This window comes from Xylanibacter ruminicola, from assembly GCF_900107775.1.
Classification (GTDB): domain Bacteria; phylum Bacteroidota; class Bacteroidia; order Bacteroidales; family Bacteroidaceae; genus Prevotella; species Prevotella ruminicola_C.
This window is the reverse complement of record NZ_FNRF01000001.1, coordinates 302,058-322,344: the sequence shown is the minus strand read 5'-3', so window position 1 is coordinate 322,344 and position 20,287 is coordinate 302,058. Positions and strand designations below refer to the sequence as shown.

General features: G+C 46.8%; 8 protein-coding genes and 1 pseudogene. 4 read left to right on the top strand and 5 right to left on the bottom strand.

Translation table 11 applies throughout. The annotated features are described in order from the left end of the window. Positions 1 to 235 precede the first annotated feature (235 nt). The 4 genes and pseudogenes from BLU97_RS16350 to BLU97_RS01100 all read right to left on the bottom strand — a co-directional run. Positions 236 to 1,135, bottom strand: a pseudogene (locus tag BLU97_RS16350) (family 43 glycosylhydrolase); the annotation flags it as partial. Between the two features lie 587 nt (positions 1,136 to 1,722). Next, positions 1,723 to 3,462, bottom strand: a complete 1,740-nt coding sequence (locus BLU97_RS01110; RefSeq protein ID WP_074759865.1) for a RagB/SusD family nutrient uptake outer membrane protein — start codon at positions 3,460 to 3,462, stop codon at positions 1,723 to 1,725. A gap of 31 nt (positions 3,463 to 3,493) precedes the next feature. Next, on the bottom strand, positions 3,494 to 6,577 hold the full coding sequence (locus BLU97_RS01105) for a SusC/RagA family TonB-linked outer membrane protein (protein WP_254771626.1): 3,084 nt from the start codon (positions 6,575 to 6,577) through the stop codon (positions 3,494 to 3,496). Between the two features lie 327 nt (positions 6,578 to 6,904). Continuing rightward, complete coding sequence (locus BLU97_RS01100; protein WP_074759863.1) at positions 6,905 to 9,172, bottom strand: SpoIIE family protein phosphatase; 2,268 nt, start codon at positions 9,170 to 9,172, stop codon at positions 6,905 to 6,907. A 187-nt stretch (positions 9,173 to 9,359) separates the two neighbouring features. Here BLU97_RS01100 and BLU97_RS01095 point away from each other — a divergent pair, with 187 nt between their 5' ends. The 4 genes from BLU97_RS01095 (at position 9,360) to BLU97_RS01080 (ending at position 18,688) form a co-directional block, all read left to right on the top strand. Continuing rightward, positions 9,360 to 11,561 carry a cellulase family glycosylhydrolase gene (locus BLU97_RS01095; protein WP_074759862.1) on the top strand — a complete coding sequence of 734 codons (2,202 nt, stop codon included), beginning with the start codon at positions 9,360 to 9,362 and terminating at the stop codon, positions 11,559 to 11,561. 24 nt (positions 11,562 to 11,585) lie between these two features. Further along, positions 11,586 to 13,601, top strand: coding sequence for a bifunctional carbohydrate acetyl esterase/feruloyl esterase (locus BLU97_RS01090; protein ID WP_074759861.1), 2,016 nt, complete (start codon positions 11,586 to 11,588; stop codon positions 13,599 to 13,601). A 242-nt stretch (positions 13,602 to 13,843) separates the two neighbouring features. After that, positions 13,844 to 17,053 (top strand): SusC/RagA family TonB-linked outer membrane protein, encoded by a 3,210-nt coding sequence (locus tag BLU97_RS01085; protein WP_074759860.1) that lies wholly within the window; start codon positions 13,844 to 13,846, stop codon positions 17,051 to 17,053. A gap of 21 nt (positions 17,054 to 17,074) precedes the next feature. Continuing rightward, positions 17,075 to 18,688 (top strand): RagB/SusD family nutrient uptake outer membrane protein, encoded by a 1,614-nt coding sequence (locus BLU97_RS01080; RefSeq protein ID WP_074759859.1) that lies wholly within the window; start codon positions 17,075 to 17,077, stop codon positions 18,686 to 18,688. 47 nt (positions 18,689 to 18,735) lie between these two features. Here the strand turns inward: BLU97_RS01080 and BLU97_RS01075 are convergent, their stop codons facing one another. After that, positions 18,736 to 20,136, bottom strand: a complete 1,401-nt coding sequence (locus tag BLU97_RS01075) for a glycoside hydrolase family 125 protein (protein ID WP_233426289.1) — start codon at positions 20,134 to 20,136, stop codon at positions 18,736 to 18,738. Between the last annotated feature and the right edge of the window lie 151 nt (positions 20,137 to 20,287).

Sequence of the window (20,287 nt, the reverse complement as noted above, 5' to 3'; positions counted from 1 at the left end):
CATTTACAATCAGGTATCCCTCGGTCAGACAGTCGAAGTTTACGTCGTTATACTTAATCCAGCTGCCCTTTACGGGGAGTGTGGCCTGGAAGCCGCGGAAAGTATTAACCGTATCGATCAGCGATGTGGTAACATCGTTGCTGGCCTCGCTGTAGCGGTCGATCTCAATCTTCTCGGTAGCCTCGTTGATACCTGCGCCACGCATGGTTGGCTTCACCTCCTGGATAGTGCCGTCGGGGTTGAAGTACAGCTTCTCGATACATACCGAACGGCGCTTGTCGTCACGTGGTGAGAAATCATTGTGGTGATAGAACAGGTACCACTGGCCCTTGTAGTTGATAATGCTGTGATGGTTGGTCCAGCAGCCGTTGGCATGCTCGGCCATAATCAAGCCTTTGTACTCGTAGGGACCCATTGGTTTTTTACTCATAGCATAACCGAGAACCTCGGTATTCTCTCTGACATAAGGATAGGTGAGATAATAGTTGCCGTTATATTCGAATGCGAATGGACCTTCGGCCTGACGGCTTGGTAGTCCCTTCAGACAGTTCACGCCTTTCATTTCAAACTCACGCTCACCAAACTTTACTTTTTCTGTAGGCGTGTCGTCGGCCAGCTCCTTCATGTTGGGTTTGAGCTTAGCGCAGCGGCCAGCACCCCAGAAGATGTAAGCATTACCATCCGAAGCCTGGAGCACGCATGGGTCGATACCGCTGATGCCTTTGATGGGCTCTGGCTCAGGAATGAATGGTCCCTCAGGATTGTCGGCAACAGCTACGCCGATACCAAATCCAAATCCCTTTCCCTCAGCGGGGGCAGATGGGAAGTAGAAATAGTACTTGCCATTTCTGTACACACAGTCAGGCGCCCACATCGAGTACGAGTTAGGACGTACCCAGGGCACTTTGTTCTGGGTTACAATCACACCGTGGTCTGTCCAGTCGGTCAGATTCTCGGATGAGAACACGTGGTAGTCTTCCATACAGAACCAGTCCTGTCGCTGACCAGCTGGTGGCATGATGTCGTGCGATGGATAGAGATACACTTTGTTGTTGAATACGCGAGCCGTCGGGTCTGCCGAGAATTGGTCGCGGATTACCGGATTCTGTGCCAACGATACCAGAGGCACAGACATCAGTAAAGAAATACAAATTTTCTTCATTGGCAATGGTTTGTTATTTATTATAGATAATGTATAGTAATACGTTCAGTTATTTTCATCAGATTTCAGTTATTTGAGTCTTTTCTTAGGGAAACGTTTAATCCCTTATTACCTTTTTATATATAAATGTTACAAATGCAAAACAGATTGTAACATTCCTCTTCGTAAAGATGCCGCGTTATCACAACGCAGCATCTTACAAATAAAACCAAAACAAGTCTTTTTTAGTATTAATCTGTATAGTCGTATGGTCAGATTCTTACGATTTTTAAGAGAAGCTTCGGGATAGTTGGTAAAAGGTTTATGGTTGACTATCACTGATGCCACTTTAATCGTAACACGCTGCAAATATACGATAAAAATACACTTTCTAACTTTATTTCTTGTAACAAATTCTTTTCGTTTTATATCATTCTTGTTAATTTGTTTTAATATGTGGGTAAATGTTGCTTTTAGCACAAAAAAAAGTGCCGCATCTCGCGACGCAGCACCTTCGAAATACCAAAACAATGTGTCTAATACTAACTACTATAATTCATTTGTTAAACATCTGATTTGATTTAGTTGTTAGCCCAACCACGTACCTGGTGCATCTGATCGTTAATTTCGATAACGGTCTGTGGCAATGGCCAGTACTCATTCTTACCCTCTACGAACTTAAGAGTGAGACCATCAATTTCCTTGAATGGATGTCTTACTTCATAGTAGAGTTTGTGAGGCTTTGTACCTCCTGAAGTGAAGTATTCATCAAACTGGTAAGGAATGTTGTCGAGAACCTTGTCGTAGCACTGCTTAGCAATACCCCAACGTACGATGTCGAACCATCGGCAACCCTCGAACCAAAGCTCATACTGTTTCTCATCCTGAAGAACCTGCATAGTAGCCTCGGTAGAGATAGTCTTTGAGCCAGCACGCTGCTGAATCTTATTGATGTACTTCAGAGCTTCGGCTTTGTTTCCTGATGCAATGCAGGCCTCTGCATACAGCAGATAAGCTTCTGCTAGTCGAGCAATACACAAGTTGGTATTGTTACAGTTTGCCTCTACAGAGAGATCTGCATCGTTAGGGTGCATCATCATCTTAACCTCCATCACGTCGCTACGAGAGAATGAACCATTATCATTCTTGATACCACGCTTTGGATCAAACTGCTTCTGCTCCAGAGTTGTGCATGTAGCATCGGTCTGCCAACCGCAAAGCTTCTCATCATAGAAGAACTCATCAGAGGTGAGGAATGTAGCCTTACGACGATAGCTGTCACCATCGTTAGCTAACATCTTGTGAGCAAATTCGTGGTTGATAGAGCCACCGCCCCAACCGCCAACAGCGCAGATTAAAGGAGCTTTACCATTCTTCTCGGCAATATCATCACCACGCCAGTTCAGTACATTGGCAACCATCCAACGACCGCGGTTGTTACCGCCCATCCATGATGCTGTGCCACCTGCTGCGGAAGTGTTTGTGATATAGTTGAACTCGAAAATCTTCTCCTCACAACCGTCACCCTCTACGTGGAACAGATCGCGGAAACGCTCACCAGGAACCAGTGCATAGTTAGAAGACTCTACCAGTGGCTTCAGCACACTGGCACACTTAGCATTATCACCAGCGAACAGGGCTGACTTTCCTGCAACAAACTGAGCAAAGCCCTTTGTTACGCGCCAAGCACCTTCCTTGTCGCTCTGACCCTTGCGATCAGGCAGGTCGCTCATAGCCTCTTCACACTCCTTAACGCACCAGTCAAAAATAGCTTTCTGAGACTCTGCATTGGTTGGCTTCTCTGTTGTGATCAGATGGTCGATCAATGGTGGCTGATAGTAAACCTGTGCAGCCAGCATGTGAGCCCATGCACGCATCACTCTTGCCTCGGCAACAGCCTGCTTCTTAACTTGTGTGTCAGCTGTTTCGCCGAAATAGTTGATAACCAAGTTGGCCGAATAAATAGCCTTGTAAATGTGGTTGTACAGATTCTTGATTGGGAGAGAACTCGGGTCATAGCGGAATTCATTAAGAATACGGAAGTCTGCATGGTCATGAGTGTCGCCACCAGCAGCAAATACGTCATCTGCTGAGTAATTCAGACCCATGATGTAGGCATTCCAAATGCCCTCAGTACCACCAATCTCGCCAATGTATGTTGCATACATAGCTGTAACAGCCGACTCAGCATCGGCATCTGTCTTATAGAAGTTACCTGTGCTGCTGGTTGCCTTCTGCTCAATGTCGAGCAGATCCTGACTGCATGATGTACACATCATACCTGCAGAAAGCAAAGCAACTGAAAATAATATCTTTTTCATATTTATATTCGGTATTTAATTTTTTATTGGATTAGAATGTAACACTTAAACCAAGAACCAGCTTGCGCATGTTAGGATAGTTACCCTTGTCGAGACCTGGGCAGTTGTACTCCTGTGTGCAGGTTTCTGGATCGAGACCAGGATACTTGGTGAATGTGAAGAAGTCGTCGAGAGATACGTATGCACGTACGTTCTGCATATAAACCTTCTTGGTCAGGTTGGTAGGCAGGGTGTAACCCAGCTGAATCTGCTTCAGCTTGAAGAATGAGCCACTGTAAACCATTGCAGAAGAACGCCAGAATGTACCGCTACCAGCTACTGAAGAAGCCTCAGGAAGCTTACCAGACTTAAAGTCGTCATAAACGCCCTTAGCGATGTTGTTGTAACCTGTACGATACAGACCGTAGTAGATATCGTTACCAGCCTCACCAGCACCGAATACGGTCAGATCGAAGCCCTTATACTCAGCATTCAGTGTGATACCATAGGTCAGAGAAGGCAGACCAGAACCAACGTTAGTCATGTCATCAGCCTGTGGGTCGTTGGTGATAGAACCGTCCTTGGCATAGTACTGAGGTGTGCCATCAGCTGCACGACCAGCATACTTATAACCGCGCATGTACCATACGGGCTGGCCCTGCTCGAAGTAGCAGCGTACAACCTCAGGGCTAGCACCCTCAACGGTAGCACCTTGGATGCGCTCGATAGAAGGATCGAGGTAAGTTACCTCGTTGTGCAGAGTAGCGAAGTTACCAGAGATGCTGTATCTGAAGTCACCGATGTTGTCCTTCCATGTGAGCTCAACCTCAAGACCGCTGTTCTCTACCTTACCGGCATTGATAGTCATTGAAGATACACCAGACTCAGGCATTACAGGAGCAGATACGAGCAGATCCTTAGTGGTCTTCTTGTACCAGTCGATACCGAGTGACAGACGATCGTTGAAGAAGCGGAAGTCGGCACCGAGGTCGAACTGCTCAGACTTTTCCCATGTCAGATCAGGGTTGGCAATACCGTTAGGCATTGAACCATATGAAACAGCATTTGTTGGACCATAGTTGTAGAACTGGCTGTTTGTAGAGATACCGGCAGTGTATGAGTAGTTACCCAGTACGTTTACGTTACCGTTAGTACCCCAAGATGCACGGATCTTACCGAATGACATGATGCTTGGATCGATGTTGTCCTTGAAGAACTTCTCGTTAGAGAATGTCCAACCTGCTGAACCAGAGAAGAAGTAACCCCAACGGTTGTCCTTTGACAGCTTAGAAGAGTCGAATGCATCAGCACGGAAGTTACCCTGCAAGCTATAACGGTTGTCGTAGCTATAGAGAACACGACCGAAGTAAGACATGGCGCGAGTCATGTTTGGTACGCCACCAAAGTTCTTGGTAGTGTTATCATTACCGTTTACACAGTTCAGATAGCGGAAGTTAGGCTCGTATGACTTCAGAATGTCTGGACCAGATGCGCTAGCGTTTACACCATTAGAGTTGTACTGGCGGAATGACATACCGGCCATGGCGCCTACATTGTGCTTACCGAAGTCCTGGTTGTAGTTGATGAAGTTTTCCCACTGATACCAGGTAGAGTTGCTACTTGAACCTGAGATAGAGTAGTTGTCACCCTTGGTCTGAGCGTTCAGGTAGTAAGGATACTGCCAGTCAGAGCTGTTGCTGAATGACAAACGATAACCCAGACGAGAAGTGAAGGTAACCTGCTTGATAGGAGTGATGTTCATGAATACGGTACCGTTCACGTTTACACCTTCATTCTTACCCTCGGCGCGGTCGCGCTGTGAGAATGGGTTGGCACCAGCCAGACGTGTGTTGAAATAAGAGGTAGCATAGTAACCATTCTCATCACCGAACAAGGTGTAGTTTGAATTACCAGCCTGAATAGCGTTGTAGTAGTCTCTATACTGACCTAACATCTGGTTAGGAGAAGTCCAATACAGTGGAGTCAGTGGGTCGATCAACAGCAGCATCTCGAATGAAGAACCGTAACCGTTCTCAGATACACCGCGTGAAGCCCACTTCTCGATTGCAGTGTTAGTACCAATCTGCAACCAATCCTTAATCTTATAGTCGGCATTGATCTGAGCAGTCAGGCGCTCATACTTATCCTTGCTGCCCTTTACGATACCATCCTGATTTACATAGCTAGTGCTCAGGAAGTAAGAACCACGGTCGTTGCCACCCTGGAATGACAGGGTGTGTTGCTGTGCCCATGTGTCCTCGAAGTACTCCTTCATCCAGTCGGTGTTAGTGTTGGGGTTCCAACCGAATTGCTCTGTGGCACCTTTTAAATCTGACTCAACCTGAGCAGCACCGAGCTGCATAGTCATCCAATCCTTGAACTGAGAAGCGTTCAGGAGCTTACCAACGTGACCAAGACCCTGGTTGGTGAACTTAGCCTCGTAAGTGATAGTACCCTGGCCCTTGCTCTTGGCACCGCTCTTGGTGGTAATCAGTACAACACCGTTACCAGCCTCAGCACCATAGATGGCAGCCGAAGCAGCGTCCTTCAGAACTTCCATTGACTCAATCATTGAAGGATCGAGGTACTGGATGCTTGATACCTGCAGACCATCGACGATCAACAGAGGACCAACGTTGCTTGAGTTAGAAGAGTAACCACGTACGCGGATGTTAGCGCCTGCACCTGGCTTACCTGAACTGTTCAGAATCTGTACACCAGCAGCCTTACCCTGTAGAGCTGCGGCAGCGTCGGTGGTTGAACGGTGTTTCAGGTCCTCGGCCTTTACTGATGCAACAGCACCGGTCAAGTCTGATTTCTTCTGCACACCATAACCGATAACTACGATGTCATTCAGTGTCTGTGCATCTTCTTTAAGAGTAATGGAGAGGTTGTTTTTGCCAGCTACCTTTACAGTTTCGGTAGTGTAGCCAATGTAGCTGATAACCAGTGTGGCGTTGTTCTCGGCCTGAACACTGAAGTTACCATCGAAGTCTGTAATGACACCCGACTTTGATCCTTGTACTTTTACACTAGCACCAATGATCGGGTCGCCAGATACATCTTTCACCGTTCCCTTGATCAAGCTCTGAGCCAGCGCTCCCAGTGGGAACAAACAGAGCAGGAACAGTGCCATTAACGGCTTTTGGATTGATTTAAAATTCCACATAATTAATTTAATTAGTTAGATAATTGAATATGTTATTTGGCTGAATTCGTACTTTTAGGTTTCAATTTTCGGTTGCAAATATATTATAAATTTAACTCATTTAGTTTATTTTTTGTAACGTAGAGTTTGTAAAATTGTCAAATTGTCCAAAAATGTAACATTTGATAAAGTTCTGGTTACTTTTTAAATATATGGCCTTATTAAACGTTTACCTTTTTTTAAGTTTCTAATAAAATAAAAGGTGCTACGTTTTGTTGCGCAGCACCTTTTGAATATGTTTTGCTAACTGTTTGTCTATTGTATCTCAGTAGCTTCGGCATCTTCGATGATCACATCTGGCTCGTCGTAGTACTCTGGTTCGTCGTAAACCTTGGGCTCTTCGAATACCTGTGGCTCAGGTATGGGCTCGGTAGCAATTGTGGGCTCTGGTTGCTCTGGTGCAACGGTTGTTTCTACCTCAGGTTCCATCTCAGGCTCTAAGTCCTCGTCGGTTTTCTGCTCCAGTTTGGCGGCACCTTTGAAGCGGATGGCCAACAGGGCCATATCATCACGCTGTTCGAAGTCGCCGGCAAAGCGATGAACAGCGTCCAGCATGTTCTCGATAAACGGTTTGGGGCGAGGATCCAGTTTCATGGCCTGCAGTGCCGATCCTAACATGCGTTTCTCGTTAAATACGCGGTGCTCGGCATTCTTTACCTTAATCAGTCCTTCGGTATTCAGGAAAATCATGGTGCCTGGCAGCATCGTCATCTCCTGAGCCTCATAGGCATAGTTGGGTTCTTCGCCTATGGCCACATTCTGCTCTACAGGCAGGTGGTGTAGCTCGTTGCTTACCAATAGTGGAGCTGCATGACTGGCATTGCAGAAGTACAGTTTGCCATTATAAATGTCGAGTACACCAATAAACAGACGTATATCGATACCTTTGTTTTCCTTCTGTGCCAAAGCATTGTTGATGGCCGACATGATTTTGTCGGGCTGCGATTCGAAGGTGGCTGCTGTACGGAACTGTGCTTTGACGATGGTTGTGAGCAATGAGGCTTTGACACCTTCTACGCCTGATTCTCCTACACAGAAGAACAGTTTGCCGTCGCGTACACAGTAGTCCATCACACCGCTGCCTTCCATCTGGCCCATCTTAACGGCACTCCATAGGTCGAACGACTTATACTTGGGTAGCAGTCGTGGGGCAATCACACGCTGTATATTCTGGGCGATACGGAATTCTGAGGCTTCGCGCTCTTTCACTGCCGTATCGGCTTCCATGCGATCGTAGTCGTATTTTAAATCGTCGTAGGCAGCCTGTAGCTGATGCGCCATACGGCGACGGATGAGTGCATAGCCTAACAAACAGAGTATGACAATGGCAATACCGAAAGCAATCATAAACTGATACTTGCGATTTTTCTTGGCTTCCTGCTCTGTCATCTTCTCTACGGTCTTTACAATCACACCCTGCTCTTCCTGTTCTATCTTCTTCGACTTGTTAATAGCTTGACTTAATGCATTACTGATATTCAGGGCAACTTGGATGGCCGAGTCGCGTCGACCTGCCAACAGGTTAGTGCGGTATTTCTTCAGCACCAGGTTCTCGATGTTCTCCAACGAGTAATTCTGTGGCGTTTCGCCCATCATAGCATCCAGACTGCTATAGTGTTCAGCGGCTTCGTCCCAGCGGTTGGCGGCTGTCAGATAGTCGTTAGCGTCGATACGTCCCTTAGGCGTGTTGCTGTAATGGGTGCTTTGGAACTTTTCATAGGCCTTGGCTGCTTCTTCGGTTTGACCTAAGCCTTGCAGGGCTATGGCGTGATAGATATCGTAGCGGGCCAGCTGTCGGTCGATAAAGTCGGCATCAGCATCAGGTCGCTGTTCGTATTCGCTCAGTATCTGTCCAAAGCGGGTAGTCCATGTCAGGGCTTCCTGCCATTTCTTGGCATATATATAATTATAGGTAATATTGATGAGACCGGTGATACCATCTTTATAGACCACATCGTTGTGGAAGGTCTCAATATTTTCCTTATGGCGCTGGTATGCCTTATTAAAACCGTCGCTATTACCATCGGCTGTGCCTAATCCCTCCTGGCAACAACCTATATATATTAGTATGTTCAGGTAGTCGCTGGTACTGTCGCAGTGCAGTTCTTCCAGTTTGTTGGCCGCGGGTATGGCAGCATTCAGTCCCTCCTCGTAGTCACCTCTTACGGATAGCATGTTAGCCAGACGACTGGCCGACTTGGCATAGTAAGCCATCTCGTCGCTGCTGGTTGCGTTTTCAGCTGCATCGAGCGATGCTTTCCAATAGAACTCAGCCAGGCGCTGTCGTTTCATCTTGTCGCAGGCATAGCCTCGCCAATAGTATGCTTTGGTGGGGGTGATGCTGCCGGTGGTTTCTAAACTGTCAACCACCTTCAGCAGTTCAGGGTAGTTCTTGGTCTTCTGAGTGCTCTCAATCAATTTGTCGGCTTCACTCATCTGTCCGTTCTGCTCCTCATTGTTGCAGGCTGTCATCAGAATGCCTGCCATCACCATCAGGAATATCCAAATTTTTGTCTGTCTCATATACTGTTCCAGGTAATTGATGTTTCTGGATGCAAAGATACAAAAGAATTTTAAATAAACTCAAAAACAAGGTAAAAAAGTGCTTGTTAGGGGACGATGATACGCACACAAAAGTAAATGTAACTCTTTGAAAAAGGTATTTTCTGAAAACTGCGTACCTTTGCACCCAGAATAAACTGAAACATTGATGAAACGTATATTTACTCTGATTACAATTCTATGTGCGCTTGGCGCAGGAGCTCAGGGAGTAAAGCCATTGCCCTCGCTCCATACTGAAGGAAGATGGCTAGTTGACAAACATGGTAACCAAGTGGTGCTCCATGGTGTGATGGACACGCCGAATATGTACTTTAATGGCTGGCGCTGGGGCTCGCCCTGGGCTGATGACACCAATTACGATGCTAATGGTGCCAAAAAATGTCTGTCATTCTTCGAGACCCTGTTTGCTGGCATGGAACAAGCCAAATGCAATATTTTCCGCTTACATCTGGACCCCGCTTGGACTAACGATCCTTCTGACAGTTATGTTTATGCTGGCTCGACAGGGCAGGATGCCAGTGCCTCGGGTGAGGCTGATATCAAGAAGTTTAATCCCGACCGATTAGAAACGTTCCTACCTTCTTTATATCTAAAGTTAGCCGAGAAGGCCATGAACCATGGCCTGTTTGTGGTGATGCGCCCTCCCGGTGTGTGTCCACACAACTTGAAAGTGGGTGACTACTATCAGAAGTATCTGATAACCGTTTGGGATATTGTTACTAAGCAGAGTTATGTGCAAGAGCATGCTGGGCAGATTAGTATCGAGCTGGCTAACGAGCCTGTTAATATCAGGAATGCTAACAATCAGGACGATACAAAGGCCTTGCACGACTATTTTCAGCCTGTTGTAGATAAAATCCGTGAGAATGGTTTTACGGGTATCATCTGGGTGCCTGGTACAGGCTACCAGTCGAACTATCGCAGTTATGCCGAATACCCTATCGAGGGCGATAATATTGGTTATGCCGTACACGACTATCCCGGTTGGTATAACAGTAGCGATGATAACCCCGACCCCGACAATAAGATTTCCAGTTTCCATAATGCTGTGCCAGTGGTTGATACCAATCCTATTTTTATTAGCGAGGTTGACTGGAGTCCTATCAAGGAGCCAAAAGAGCCTGATACAAATGCTGATGGTACAGTAAAGCGTAACGAGTTTGGCGATATTGTGTATAAGAACCTTGGTACCTGGGCTACGGGTTCAACGTCAAAGTGGGGTAAAGCGTTCAAGGCCGTGCTCGACCATTTTGGCAACATCTCCATGACGCTTACCCATCCGCATGACTTCATGGATCTCGATGCACTCTATGGTCAAAACGTAGTAAAACCAGCATTCAATGGTAATCCTGAGGCTTGTGCTAAGGCTTGCTTCGACTGGTATGCCGAGTATTACCAAGTAAACTGGCCGCATGCCGACGACGAGGAAGAAACAGGCGATTCCTATACTGTTCAGGCGCTGAAGGCCGAACAAGAATCGTTCGACTTGATGATTGGTGACAAAACACCGATATCGTTGGAGTTGCTTTATGTCGACGGACATACCAAGGATATCTCGGGTGTTGCTACCTGTACTGTAGATAACCCTGCGGTAGCCGTGGTAAAGAATGGAATGCTCTGTGCGCTGGCCAGTGGCGAGACACAACTTAACGTAACTTATACCGATATTAAGGGTACTGAATGGAAGCGATCGTTTGCCGTCAAGGTTACAGGTCTTGATTTGGCCGATTTTACTGCTCTTAGCAGTCTGTCGGATGTTTCTGGTCAAACCTTTATGCTCCTGAATAAGGAAACACAGAAGGTGCTCTATGGTTCAGATGCCCAGAACTTAGGCTACGACGCTGCTTTGAAGGTTATCAACGACAAGGCTATTAACGGCTATATGTTTAAGGCCGAACCCATCTCTGGTCGTACAGATTGTTATCTGTTAAAGCTGATGCTGCTCAATGGTAACGAGTATATCATGTGGACTGAAAAGCCTGGTTATCTTAATTCGCAGGCTGTTTCTGGCTGGTGCAGTTTTGTACTTGGTCTGGAGGGTAATCAGTATGGCCAGGATATCCAGGATGGCGCTGTATGGGAAATCAAATACGTGGATGGTCAGGGCTTTACGCTTAAGAATATGGGAACAGGCAAGTATCTTAAAGATGCTGCTCCTGCCAAATACGATACTCCAGCCTATTTCGATTTCCTGAAGGCTGGCAGCACATCTGGTATCCGTACCGTGCAGCGTACCAACGACAACGACGCCGTTTACACACTGCAGGGAACCAAGATTGCCACTAGTGACCAGTGGGATACGTTGCCTCGTGGCATCTACATCGTTGGTGGAAAGAAAAAACTCAAATAATAACTTTATATCAACTCAATTAAAATGTATCAATCAACTTTAAAAACTTTCCTGTTGGCATCGGCATTGCTCATTCTGCCCGCCAGCATGTCGGCCCAGAAACGTAAGGCCGCTCCTAAGAAGGCTGCTACCGAACAGGTTGGCAAGCCAGATCCTAATTTCTACATTTTCCTGTGTTTCGGCCAGTCGAACATGGAGGGTAATGCCCGTCCCGAGGCGCAGGATTTGACCAGCCCTGGTCCACGCTTCCTCCTGATGCCCGCTGTCGACTTCCCCGAAAAGGGTCGTAAGATGGGTGAGTGGTGCGAGGCTTCGGCTCCTCTCTGTCGTCCAAACACCGGTCTGACTCCCGCCGACTGGTTCGGTCGTACTCTTGTGGCTTCACTGCCTGAGAATATTAAGATAGGTGTGATTCACGTGGCTATTGGTGGTATCGATATCAAGGGCTTCCTGCCTGATAGCATCCAGAACTACCTGAAGGTAGCTCCCAACTGGATGAAGGGTATGCTGGCTGCTTACGATAACAATCCCTACGAGCGTCTGGTTACACTGGCTAAGAAGGCTCAGAAGGATGGTGTTATCAAGGGTATCCTGATGCACCAGGGTGAGACCAATACTGGCGACCCCAAGTGGGCAGGTATGGTTAAGCAGGTTTATGATAACCTGTGTGGCGACCTGAACCTGAAGCCCGAGGAGGTGAACCTCTATGCCGGCAACATTGTTCAGGCCGATGGTAAGGGGGTATGTATCGGTTGTAAGAAGCAGATTGATGAACTGCCTCTTACCCTCCACACCTCGCAGGTCATCTCTTCGGATGGCTGTACCAATGGTCCAGACCGTCTGCACTTCGATGCCGCTGGCTATCGTGAGTTAGGTTGCCGTTATGGCGAGGCTGTAGCCCGTCACCTAGGTTACGAGCCCAAGCGTCCCTATATCGAGATGCCTAAGCAGATTGAGGTTCCTGCCGATGCTTTCATTGCCGAGACAACCGTTCCTGGCAACGAGTTCCCCAAGGTAGATAAGGAAGGTCGTGCATATTTCCGTATCGCAGCTCCCGAGGCCCGTAAGGTAGTGCTCGATATCTGCAACAAGAAATACGACATGCAGCGCGATGGTAAGGGCAACTTCATGGCTGTTACCGATCCCCTGCCCGTTGGTTTCCACTATTATTTCATGAATATCAACGGTGTAAACTTCATCGATCCTTCAACCGAGACCTTCTTCGGCTGCAACCGCGAGGCCGGTGGTATCGAGATTCCCGAGGGGGCTGAGGGCGACTACTACCGTCCACAGCAGGGTGTGCCCGCTGGTCAGGTTCGTAGCATCTATTACTATAGCAACGAGCAGAAGACCTGGCGTCACGCTATGGTTTATACCCCAGCTGAATACGAGTTGGCCAAGAATGCTAAGAAGCGTTACCCCGTACTCTACCTGCAGCATGGCATGGGTGAGGACGAGACTGGCTGGAGCAAGCAGGGCCACATGCAGCACATCATGGACAACGCCATTGCCAAAGGCGAGGCCGTACCTATGATTGTGGTCATGGAGAGTGGCGATATCAAGGCTCCATTCGGTGGTGGTAACAATCAGGCTGGTCGCAGCGCCTATGGTGCTTCGTTCTATCCTGTACTGCTGAACGACCTTATTCCTTATATTGATAATAACTACCGCACTAAGAGCGATCGCGAGAACCGTGCTATGGCTGGTTTGTCATGGGGGGGGCATCAGACTTTCGATGTTGTACTGACCAATCTTGATAAGTTTGCTTGGCTCGGAACCTTCAGCGGTGCTATCTTCGGTCTCGATGTCAAGACAGCCTACGATGGTGTGTTTGCCAACGCCGACGAGTTCAATAAGAAGATACATTATATGTATATGAACTGGGGCGAGGAAGATTTCATCAAGAGCGGCGATATCGTTAAGCAGTTGCGTGAGTTGGGTATCAAGGTAGATTCAAACGAGTCGAAGGGTACCGCCCACGAGTGGCTCACCTGGCGCCGTGGTCTCAACGAGTTTATCCCACATCTGTTCAAAAAATAGCCAAATTCCCCAAACCTAACATTGCGCCCCTCCCGAATCACATCGAGAGGGGCGCTTATTATGGTTATAAAGAAAAATGCGGAAATTAACCGTGTTTTGGACAAAAATGGCAGAGGATAGGACTGCTATTATTTTTAAAAGACAGATATTTGCAACCAGAATTCCACATTCACCAACTCGTAAATTCAACACTATACTTATTACTTAATATTTAATTATTAACACATTAACTAATTAACATTATGTACAAACGCGAAAGAAAAGTCTCGAAGACGATGTGTTCTTCGCTATTACTACTTTCTGCTGGTGCAATGACATTCGGTTCTCCAGTCAGTGTTCTAGCTAACTCAGTTTCCCAACCGTTGACAGAGGTAACATCTGTTCAACAGCAAAAAAAGGTGATCATTACCGTCGTTGATGGCCAGAATGAGCCGGTTGTTGGCGCCAGTGTGATGATGATGTCTTCTAAAACAGGTGTCATTACCGATATTAACGGCCGGTGCGACATCGATGCAGCTTCTGGCGACGAGATACGAGTGTCGTCTATTGGCTATGTTGCCCAAACCATTAAACTCGGTAAAGGTGGCTCGCAGCGAATCGTACTCCTGGAGGATAAACAACTCCTGGATGAGGTGGTTGTGGTAGGTTATGGTACGATGCGTAAGTCCGACCTTACAGGTTCGTCTTCTACGACCAAGGGCTCTGAAATCTTGAAAATGCAGGGTTTCAATGCCTTGGAAGGTTTAAAAGGTAAGGCTGCGGGTGTAAACATCTTTAATAACACCGGTCAGCCTGGTGGCGAGATGCGTGTTATTATCCGTGGTATCTCAACTATCAATGCCTCTTCTAGTCCATTGTATATCGTAGATGGTGTTGCCATGACTGATTTCCAGTTCCTCAACCCTAATGATATCGAGAGTATCGAGGTGCTTAAAGATGCCTCTTCGGCGGCTATCTATGGTGCCCGTGGTGCCAATGGTGTTATCATGGTAACCACCAAACGTGGTAATGCCGGTAAGGGAGCGCACATCAAGTATGATGGCTCTTTTTCGGTAAGCAGTATGGCCCGAAAGATGGATGTCATGAATGCTTCTGAGTGGATGAGCGCTTTCAAGCAAGGTCTTGAGAATGCTAATCAGTTCCAGGGCATGAACTTTGATACCGATCTGTCGAAGATATTCACCGATACCCGTTATTTTGATAGCAATGGTAATCCGCTTTATGATACCGATTGGCAGGACGAGTGTTCTCGTGTAGCCGTATCTCATAATCATGAGTTGAGTATCCAACGCTCTGGCGAGAATGGCTCTTCGGTGGGTGCATTCCTTAACTTTACCGATCAGCAGGGTATTCTTCTCAATACTTATTATAAGCGTGTAAATGCAAAACTGGCCTACGATGATAACCCAACTAAGTGGCTTTCTACAGGATTGAATCTGTTGGTGAACCACTCATGGGGTAATCATACCTCCGACAATCCCTATGGACAGGGTGCTCTGCGCACGATGATTGAGCAGTTGCCTTGGTTGCCTGTACAGCTTAATGGTGAGTATGTACAGAATAACATGATTAATACAACAGGTATACTTAAAGATAAGGATAACCCCAATAGTGGTTATCAGACATTCTCTCCCGAGGGTGTTGCCAACCCAGTAGAGTTGCTTGAGCGTGTACAGGTTATACAGTATAAGACTCAGATCTTCGGAAATGCTGCTCTTACTTTCCACCTTGCAAAGGGATTGGATTTGAGAACCCAGTTAGGTATCGACTACCATAATAACCGCAGTAAGGGATATACACCTTTCCAACCACATCAGCTTATCGACCAAGGTGCCTCTCAGGGTGCAGCTTCTGCAGGTAACTCAAACTCACTTTATTGGCAGGAAGAAACCTATCTTACTTATGTAAACGACTTTGGGAAACATCATCTGAATGCCATGGCTGGTGCTTCTTGGCAGGCACGCAAATATGATTATTTCGGTGCTTCCGACAATACCTTTACCGACGATTACTATGGCTACTATAACCTAGGTTCTGGCACATTGAAGCCATCTGTTGGCTCCGACTACGATAAGTGGGCCATGAACTCATACTTCTTACGCTTGGCCTATAACTACAATAATACCTATATGGCTACTGTAACGGGTCGTTATGATGGTTCTTCTAAGTTTGGCCAGAACAACAAGTATGCTTTCTTCCCATCAGTGGGCTTAGGATGGTTAGCCTCGAACGAGAGTTTTTTGAAGGATATTGAGACCATCAGCAAGTTAAAGCTTCATACCTCATTTGGTATGACGGGTAACTCTGAGATTGGTACCTATCGTTCTCTGGCTACTGTCAGTCAGTCAACCACTATCTTAGGTGGTAAGATGGTAACCGTTTCTTATCTTGACAATATGCCTAATGCCAACCTGAAGTGGGAGAAGACAGCACAGTGGGATTTAGGCATCGAACTGGGTTTATTCAAGAATCGTTTGAATTTTGACATCTCTTACTACTATAAGTACACCTCTGATCTGCTCTTGAATCGTCCTGTTCCCGAGTCAACAGGTTATTCTTCGATTATGGACAACATTGGTGCCGTATCTAACCACGGTTTTGATATTCTGGTAACAGCTTATCCTATTCAGACTAAAGACTTCCAGTGGACCTCTACTTTGAACCTGGGCTTTAATAAGAATAAGGTGGAGAAACTCGATGAGGGTGCTTCTGTTGATCCAGTCAGCGGAAAACGTCAGATTCTTACAGATGGCTTTGTAGGTTACGATATGCTTATCCGCGAAGGCGAAGCGCTTTCTACTTTCTATGGTTACAAGCGCGCTGGTATCTACGATGGTCACCCCGAGAACTGGGATGCCAGTACGATGAATATCCCATCTATTGTAGGCGAAAAGGTTACTTATAAGCAGCGTGAGATATTGGGTAATGGTCTGCCTGATTGGACAGGTTCTTTCATCAATACCTTCAACTACAAGAATTTCGACTTTACGCTTGATCTTCAGTTCTCAATGGGTGCAGATATTATGCAGGAGTACTATCACTCTACCTTGGCTCGTTTCCTTACCAATGGTCTCGATCGTTTATACGAGGAGGCTTGGCATCCAGTAAACAATCCCAATGGGGTAGAGCAGGCCTTGCGTTTGAATAACTTCGGTATGGGCGCCAACAATCAGGCCGATTCCGACTGGGTTTGTGATGGTTCTTACTTGCGTTTTAATCTCTTGCAACTTGGTTATACCTTCTCTGGTTCTGCTTGCCGAACTCTTGGTATTTCAGCTTTGCGCCTGTATGCTAACCTGAACAACTTCTGGCTCATCTGCTCCGACGATTATAAGGGTTACGATCCAGATAACTCAACACGTCTGGGTAGTAATAACTGGGGTGCCAACCGTCAGTTCTTCTCTTATCCTCGTCCAAAAACGTTCTCTTTTGGTGTTAATGTAACTTTCTAAACAACTTATTGTAACTGTTTTATGAAAACAATAAAATATATCATATATGGAATGATGGCAAGTGCCACATTTGGTCTTACTTCTTGTGACGAATTCCTGGAAGAAAAGCCACTGGATCAGAAATCGTCAAGCCAGTTCTGGCAGTCAAAGGAAGATGCGCAGACAGGTGTTGATGCGCTTTATTTCGGTGGCGTACCTTATTTGAATCAGAATGGTGGTGGTTGGCAGCCCAAAGCCACGATGTACGGTGGTATTATCTCAGGTTTGTTCTACGACGACCATGGCGACTCACAGTTGGCCGAAGCTGCGAAGGCATGTACCTATACCTTGGAGAAGTTTTCCAGTCCTGCCATGTCATTGTGGCATGAGTTCTACAAAGGTATCTCCCGTGCCAATTTCGTGTTGGCCAATGTGCCCAAGATGACCGATGTGCTCGATCAGGCTACTATCGACAACTATGTGGCCGAGGGTAAATTCTTCCGTGCTTATGCCTATTTCTATTTAGTAAAGGAGTTTGGCGATGTGCCTTATGTGGATGAGCCATACACATCTACCGATGGCATGTTCAAAGAGCGTAACTCTGCAGCCGAAGTATATCAGCATATCATCGACGACCTGACTGATATCGCTACGGGAACGGCACTTCCCAACAAGTCGTTCTACGATAATGGCTGTCGTGTAACCCGTGCTATGGCACAAACCCTTCTGGCTCAGGTATATCTTCAGCGTGCTGGTTTCCCCATGAATGGTGGTGCCGAAGATTATAAAAAGGCAGCCCAGATGGCCGAGATGGTGATTGATGGTGGTACTGCTGTACTGGAGCAGGCAAATGGCAGTTCCGACGATCTGAACTCGGCTTATAATGTGATTAAGACCTCTAAGACTTCTAAGGAAATCATCTTTGCTAAGGAGTACGATTATTCAAATAATAATATAGGTAACGGGTATGTTAATCTCAGTATCGGTTCCGACGCTACCACCTGGAAGGATGCCAATGGTAATCAGGTGTTCAGCATGAACGTGTTACATAAGGCCTACCATCCATGTGATATGATTTTCAAGAGTTATGCTCCCGAGGATATCAGAAGTCACGAGAAGCAGTTCTTCTTCAATACCTATACTGATAAGACTGGTGTGGAGCATACGCTCAACTATACTGGTATCTGGTCGTGGTTTGATGAGGATGCCATCATTAAGAATCATGGTGGCGACAATAATATCCCTACCATGCGTTTTGCCGAGGTGCTGCTGATAGCTGCCGAAGGCTATGCCCGTACAGGCAATACCGCCAAAGCACAGGAGTATCTGAATCAGGTGCGTAAACGTGCTGGTTTGACTGCCGAGACAGCAACTGGCGATGAACTTGTTACAGCTATCTTGACAGAACGTCTGCACGAGTTCCCTGTTGAATTCAAAGTATGGGATGATATCCGTCGTACTCGTTTGTATCCAGAAGCTGCTGGCGATTATTCTGGAAAACTCAATTGGGTTGCGCTCTCAGGTGCGAAGATCCAGAATAAACCTGTAGATAATGTTAAGATTGGTGCTATTCCTGAGTGGGTTCTCCTTTGGCCTATCCCACAGGATGAAATTCAACACAATCCTTCTCTTACACAGAATCCTGGTTGGGAGTAAATAAAAAAGCGATAGCCTATATCACTATAGGCTATCGCAACTTTTTTTTATTTATGAATGTTTTTGAGCAGGTTCAATTTTCCATCATCTATCAGTTTTAGTATCAGCTCACCAAACAAGGTGTTTTGCCAGGCAAACCAGTGGCGACTGTAATTGGCAGCATTGTCCTTGTTGAACGACTCGTGCATAAAGCCTGTGCCGGCATCGGTATCAACCAGCATCTGCAGGCACTGCTTAATCTCCTGGTCGTCGGTGCTGGTAAAGGCACGCATCATAATCGACATGGGCCATACCATATCGTAGCCTACATGAGGTCCACCGATACCTTCGCCGGCCTTACCACGGAAGAAGTAAGGGTTATCCTCGCTCCATACAAACTTACGGGTGTTCTGATAGATAGGGTCGTTTACATCCACATCACCTAAGTAAGCCATTGCCAGCAAACTGGGCACGTTAGCATCGTCCATCAGGTGCTGGTTACCAAAGCCATCCACCTCAAAGGCATAAATCTTACCATATTTAGGATGGTTATAGATAGCGTACTGCTGCAGGGCGGCGCTCACCTCGTTGGCTAAGGTTGTGCACTCGTTGGCAGTCTTGGTGTCGTTGTTCACCTTGGTCAGGATATCAGCAGCCTTACGCAGTGATGTTACGGCAAAGAAGTTTGATGGGATGAGGAAGGGGAACACCGTAGCATCGTCGCTGGGACGGAAGATAGAGGCTATCAGACCTACTGGCTTTACGGGGTTTCCATAACCACCATGACTCACGGTATCGTACTGCTGGGCTGTGGTACGCTGGAAGCGGTATGGACCATGCCCGTTTTTGCGCTGCTGTTCACGGAAAGTCTTCAGAATCTTACCGATGGCCTCCTGCCACAGGCCGCCAAAAATGCTGTCGTCGCCAGTTACCTGCCAGTAGTAATAGGCCAGTCGCAGGGGATAGCACAGCGAGTCGATCTCGTACTTGCGCTCATGCAGGTTGGGATTCATCGTGGTGTGGTCGCTGGCCCATTCGCTGCCTGTTGGTCCCATGTTAAAGGCGTTGGCATAGGGGTCGATGCAGATACACTTCAACTGGCGCAGGATGGTACCTCGTACCATTTTTCTGATTTTCTTGTCTTTCTTGGCAAACTGTACGTAAGGCCATACCTGGGCACCCGAATCGCGCAGCCACATGGCGTGAATGTCGCCTGTATATACAAAGGTGTCGTCGTCGCCCTCAGCATCCGAGTAGTGTACGGTGGTGTCGAGCGTGTTCGGAAAACAGTTCTCGAACATCCATGCTAAGTATGGAGCGTCCTTCAGCATCTTTTTTACCTCGGCAATCTTCTTTTCGATGGTGTCTGAGTAAAACAGTCGCTCTTTGGCGGCGGGTCTGCGAGATACTTTTGTGTTGTCGGCTGGAGCGGCAATCGTTTTGCTCCAGTCTTCTATCCCGTCGGCCATAACAGGCACCGATAGCCCTGCCAACAGGATGGTGGTGAGTAATGTACGTCTGTTCATTTTTGTTCTGTTTTAAATGTTTTAATTAGTCGTTTGCAAAGATACTAATTATAAATAAGCTCCTTGTCGTAATTCCTGTCAAATCAGTATGTTG

Bases quoted from the DNA above. Each gene is read 5' to 3' on its own strand.
- BLU97_RS01110 (WP_074759865.1), bottom strand. From the start codon at position 3,462: ATGAAAAAGATATTATTTTCAGTTGCTTTGCTTTCTGCAGGTATGATG.
- BLU97_RS01075 (WP_233426289.1), bottom strand. From the start codon at position 20,136: ATGGCCGACGGGATAGAAGACTGGAGCAAAACGATTGCCGCTCCAGCC.
- BLU97_RS01080 (WP_074759859.1), top strand. From the start codon at position 17,075: ATGAAAACAATAAAATATATCATATATGGAATGATGGCAAGTGCCACA.
- BLU97_RS01085 (WP_074759860.1), top strand. From the start codon at position 13,844: ATGTACAAACGCGAAAGAAAAGTCTCGAAGACGATGTGTTCTTCGCTA.
- BLU97_RS01090 (WP_074759861.1), top strand. From the start codon at position 11,586: ATGTATCAATCAACTTTAAAAACTTTCCTGTTGGCATCGGCATTGCTC.
- BLU97_RS01100 (WP_074759863.1), bottom strand. From the start codon at position 9,172: ATGAGACAGACAAAAATTTGGATATTCCTGATGGTGATGGCAGGCATT.
- BLU97_RS01095 (WP_074759862.1), top strand. From the start codon at position 9,360: ATGAAACGTATATTTACTCTGATTACAATTCTATGTGCGCTTGGCGCA.
- BLU97_RS01105 (WP_254771626.1), bottom strand. From the start codon at position 6,577: ATGGCACTGTTCCTGCTCTGTTTGTTCCCACTGGGAGCGCTGGCTCAG.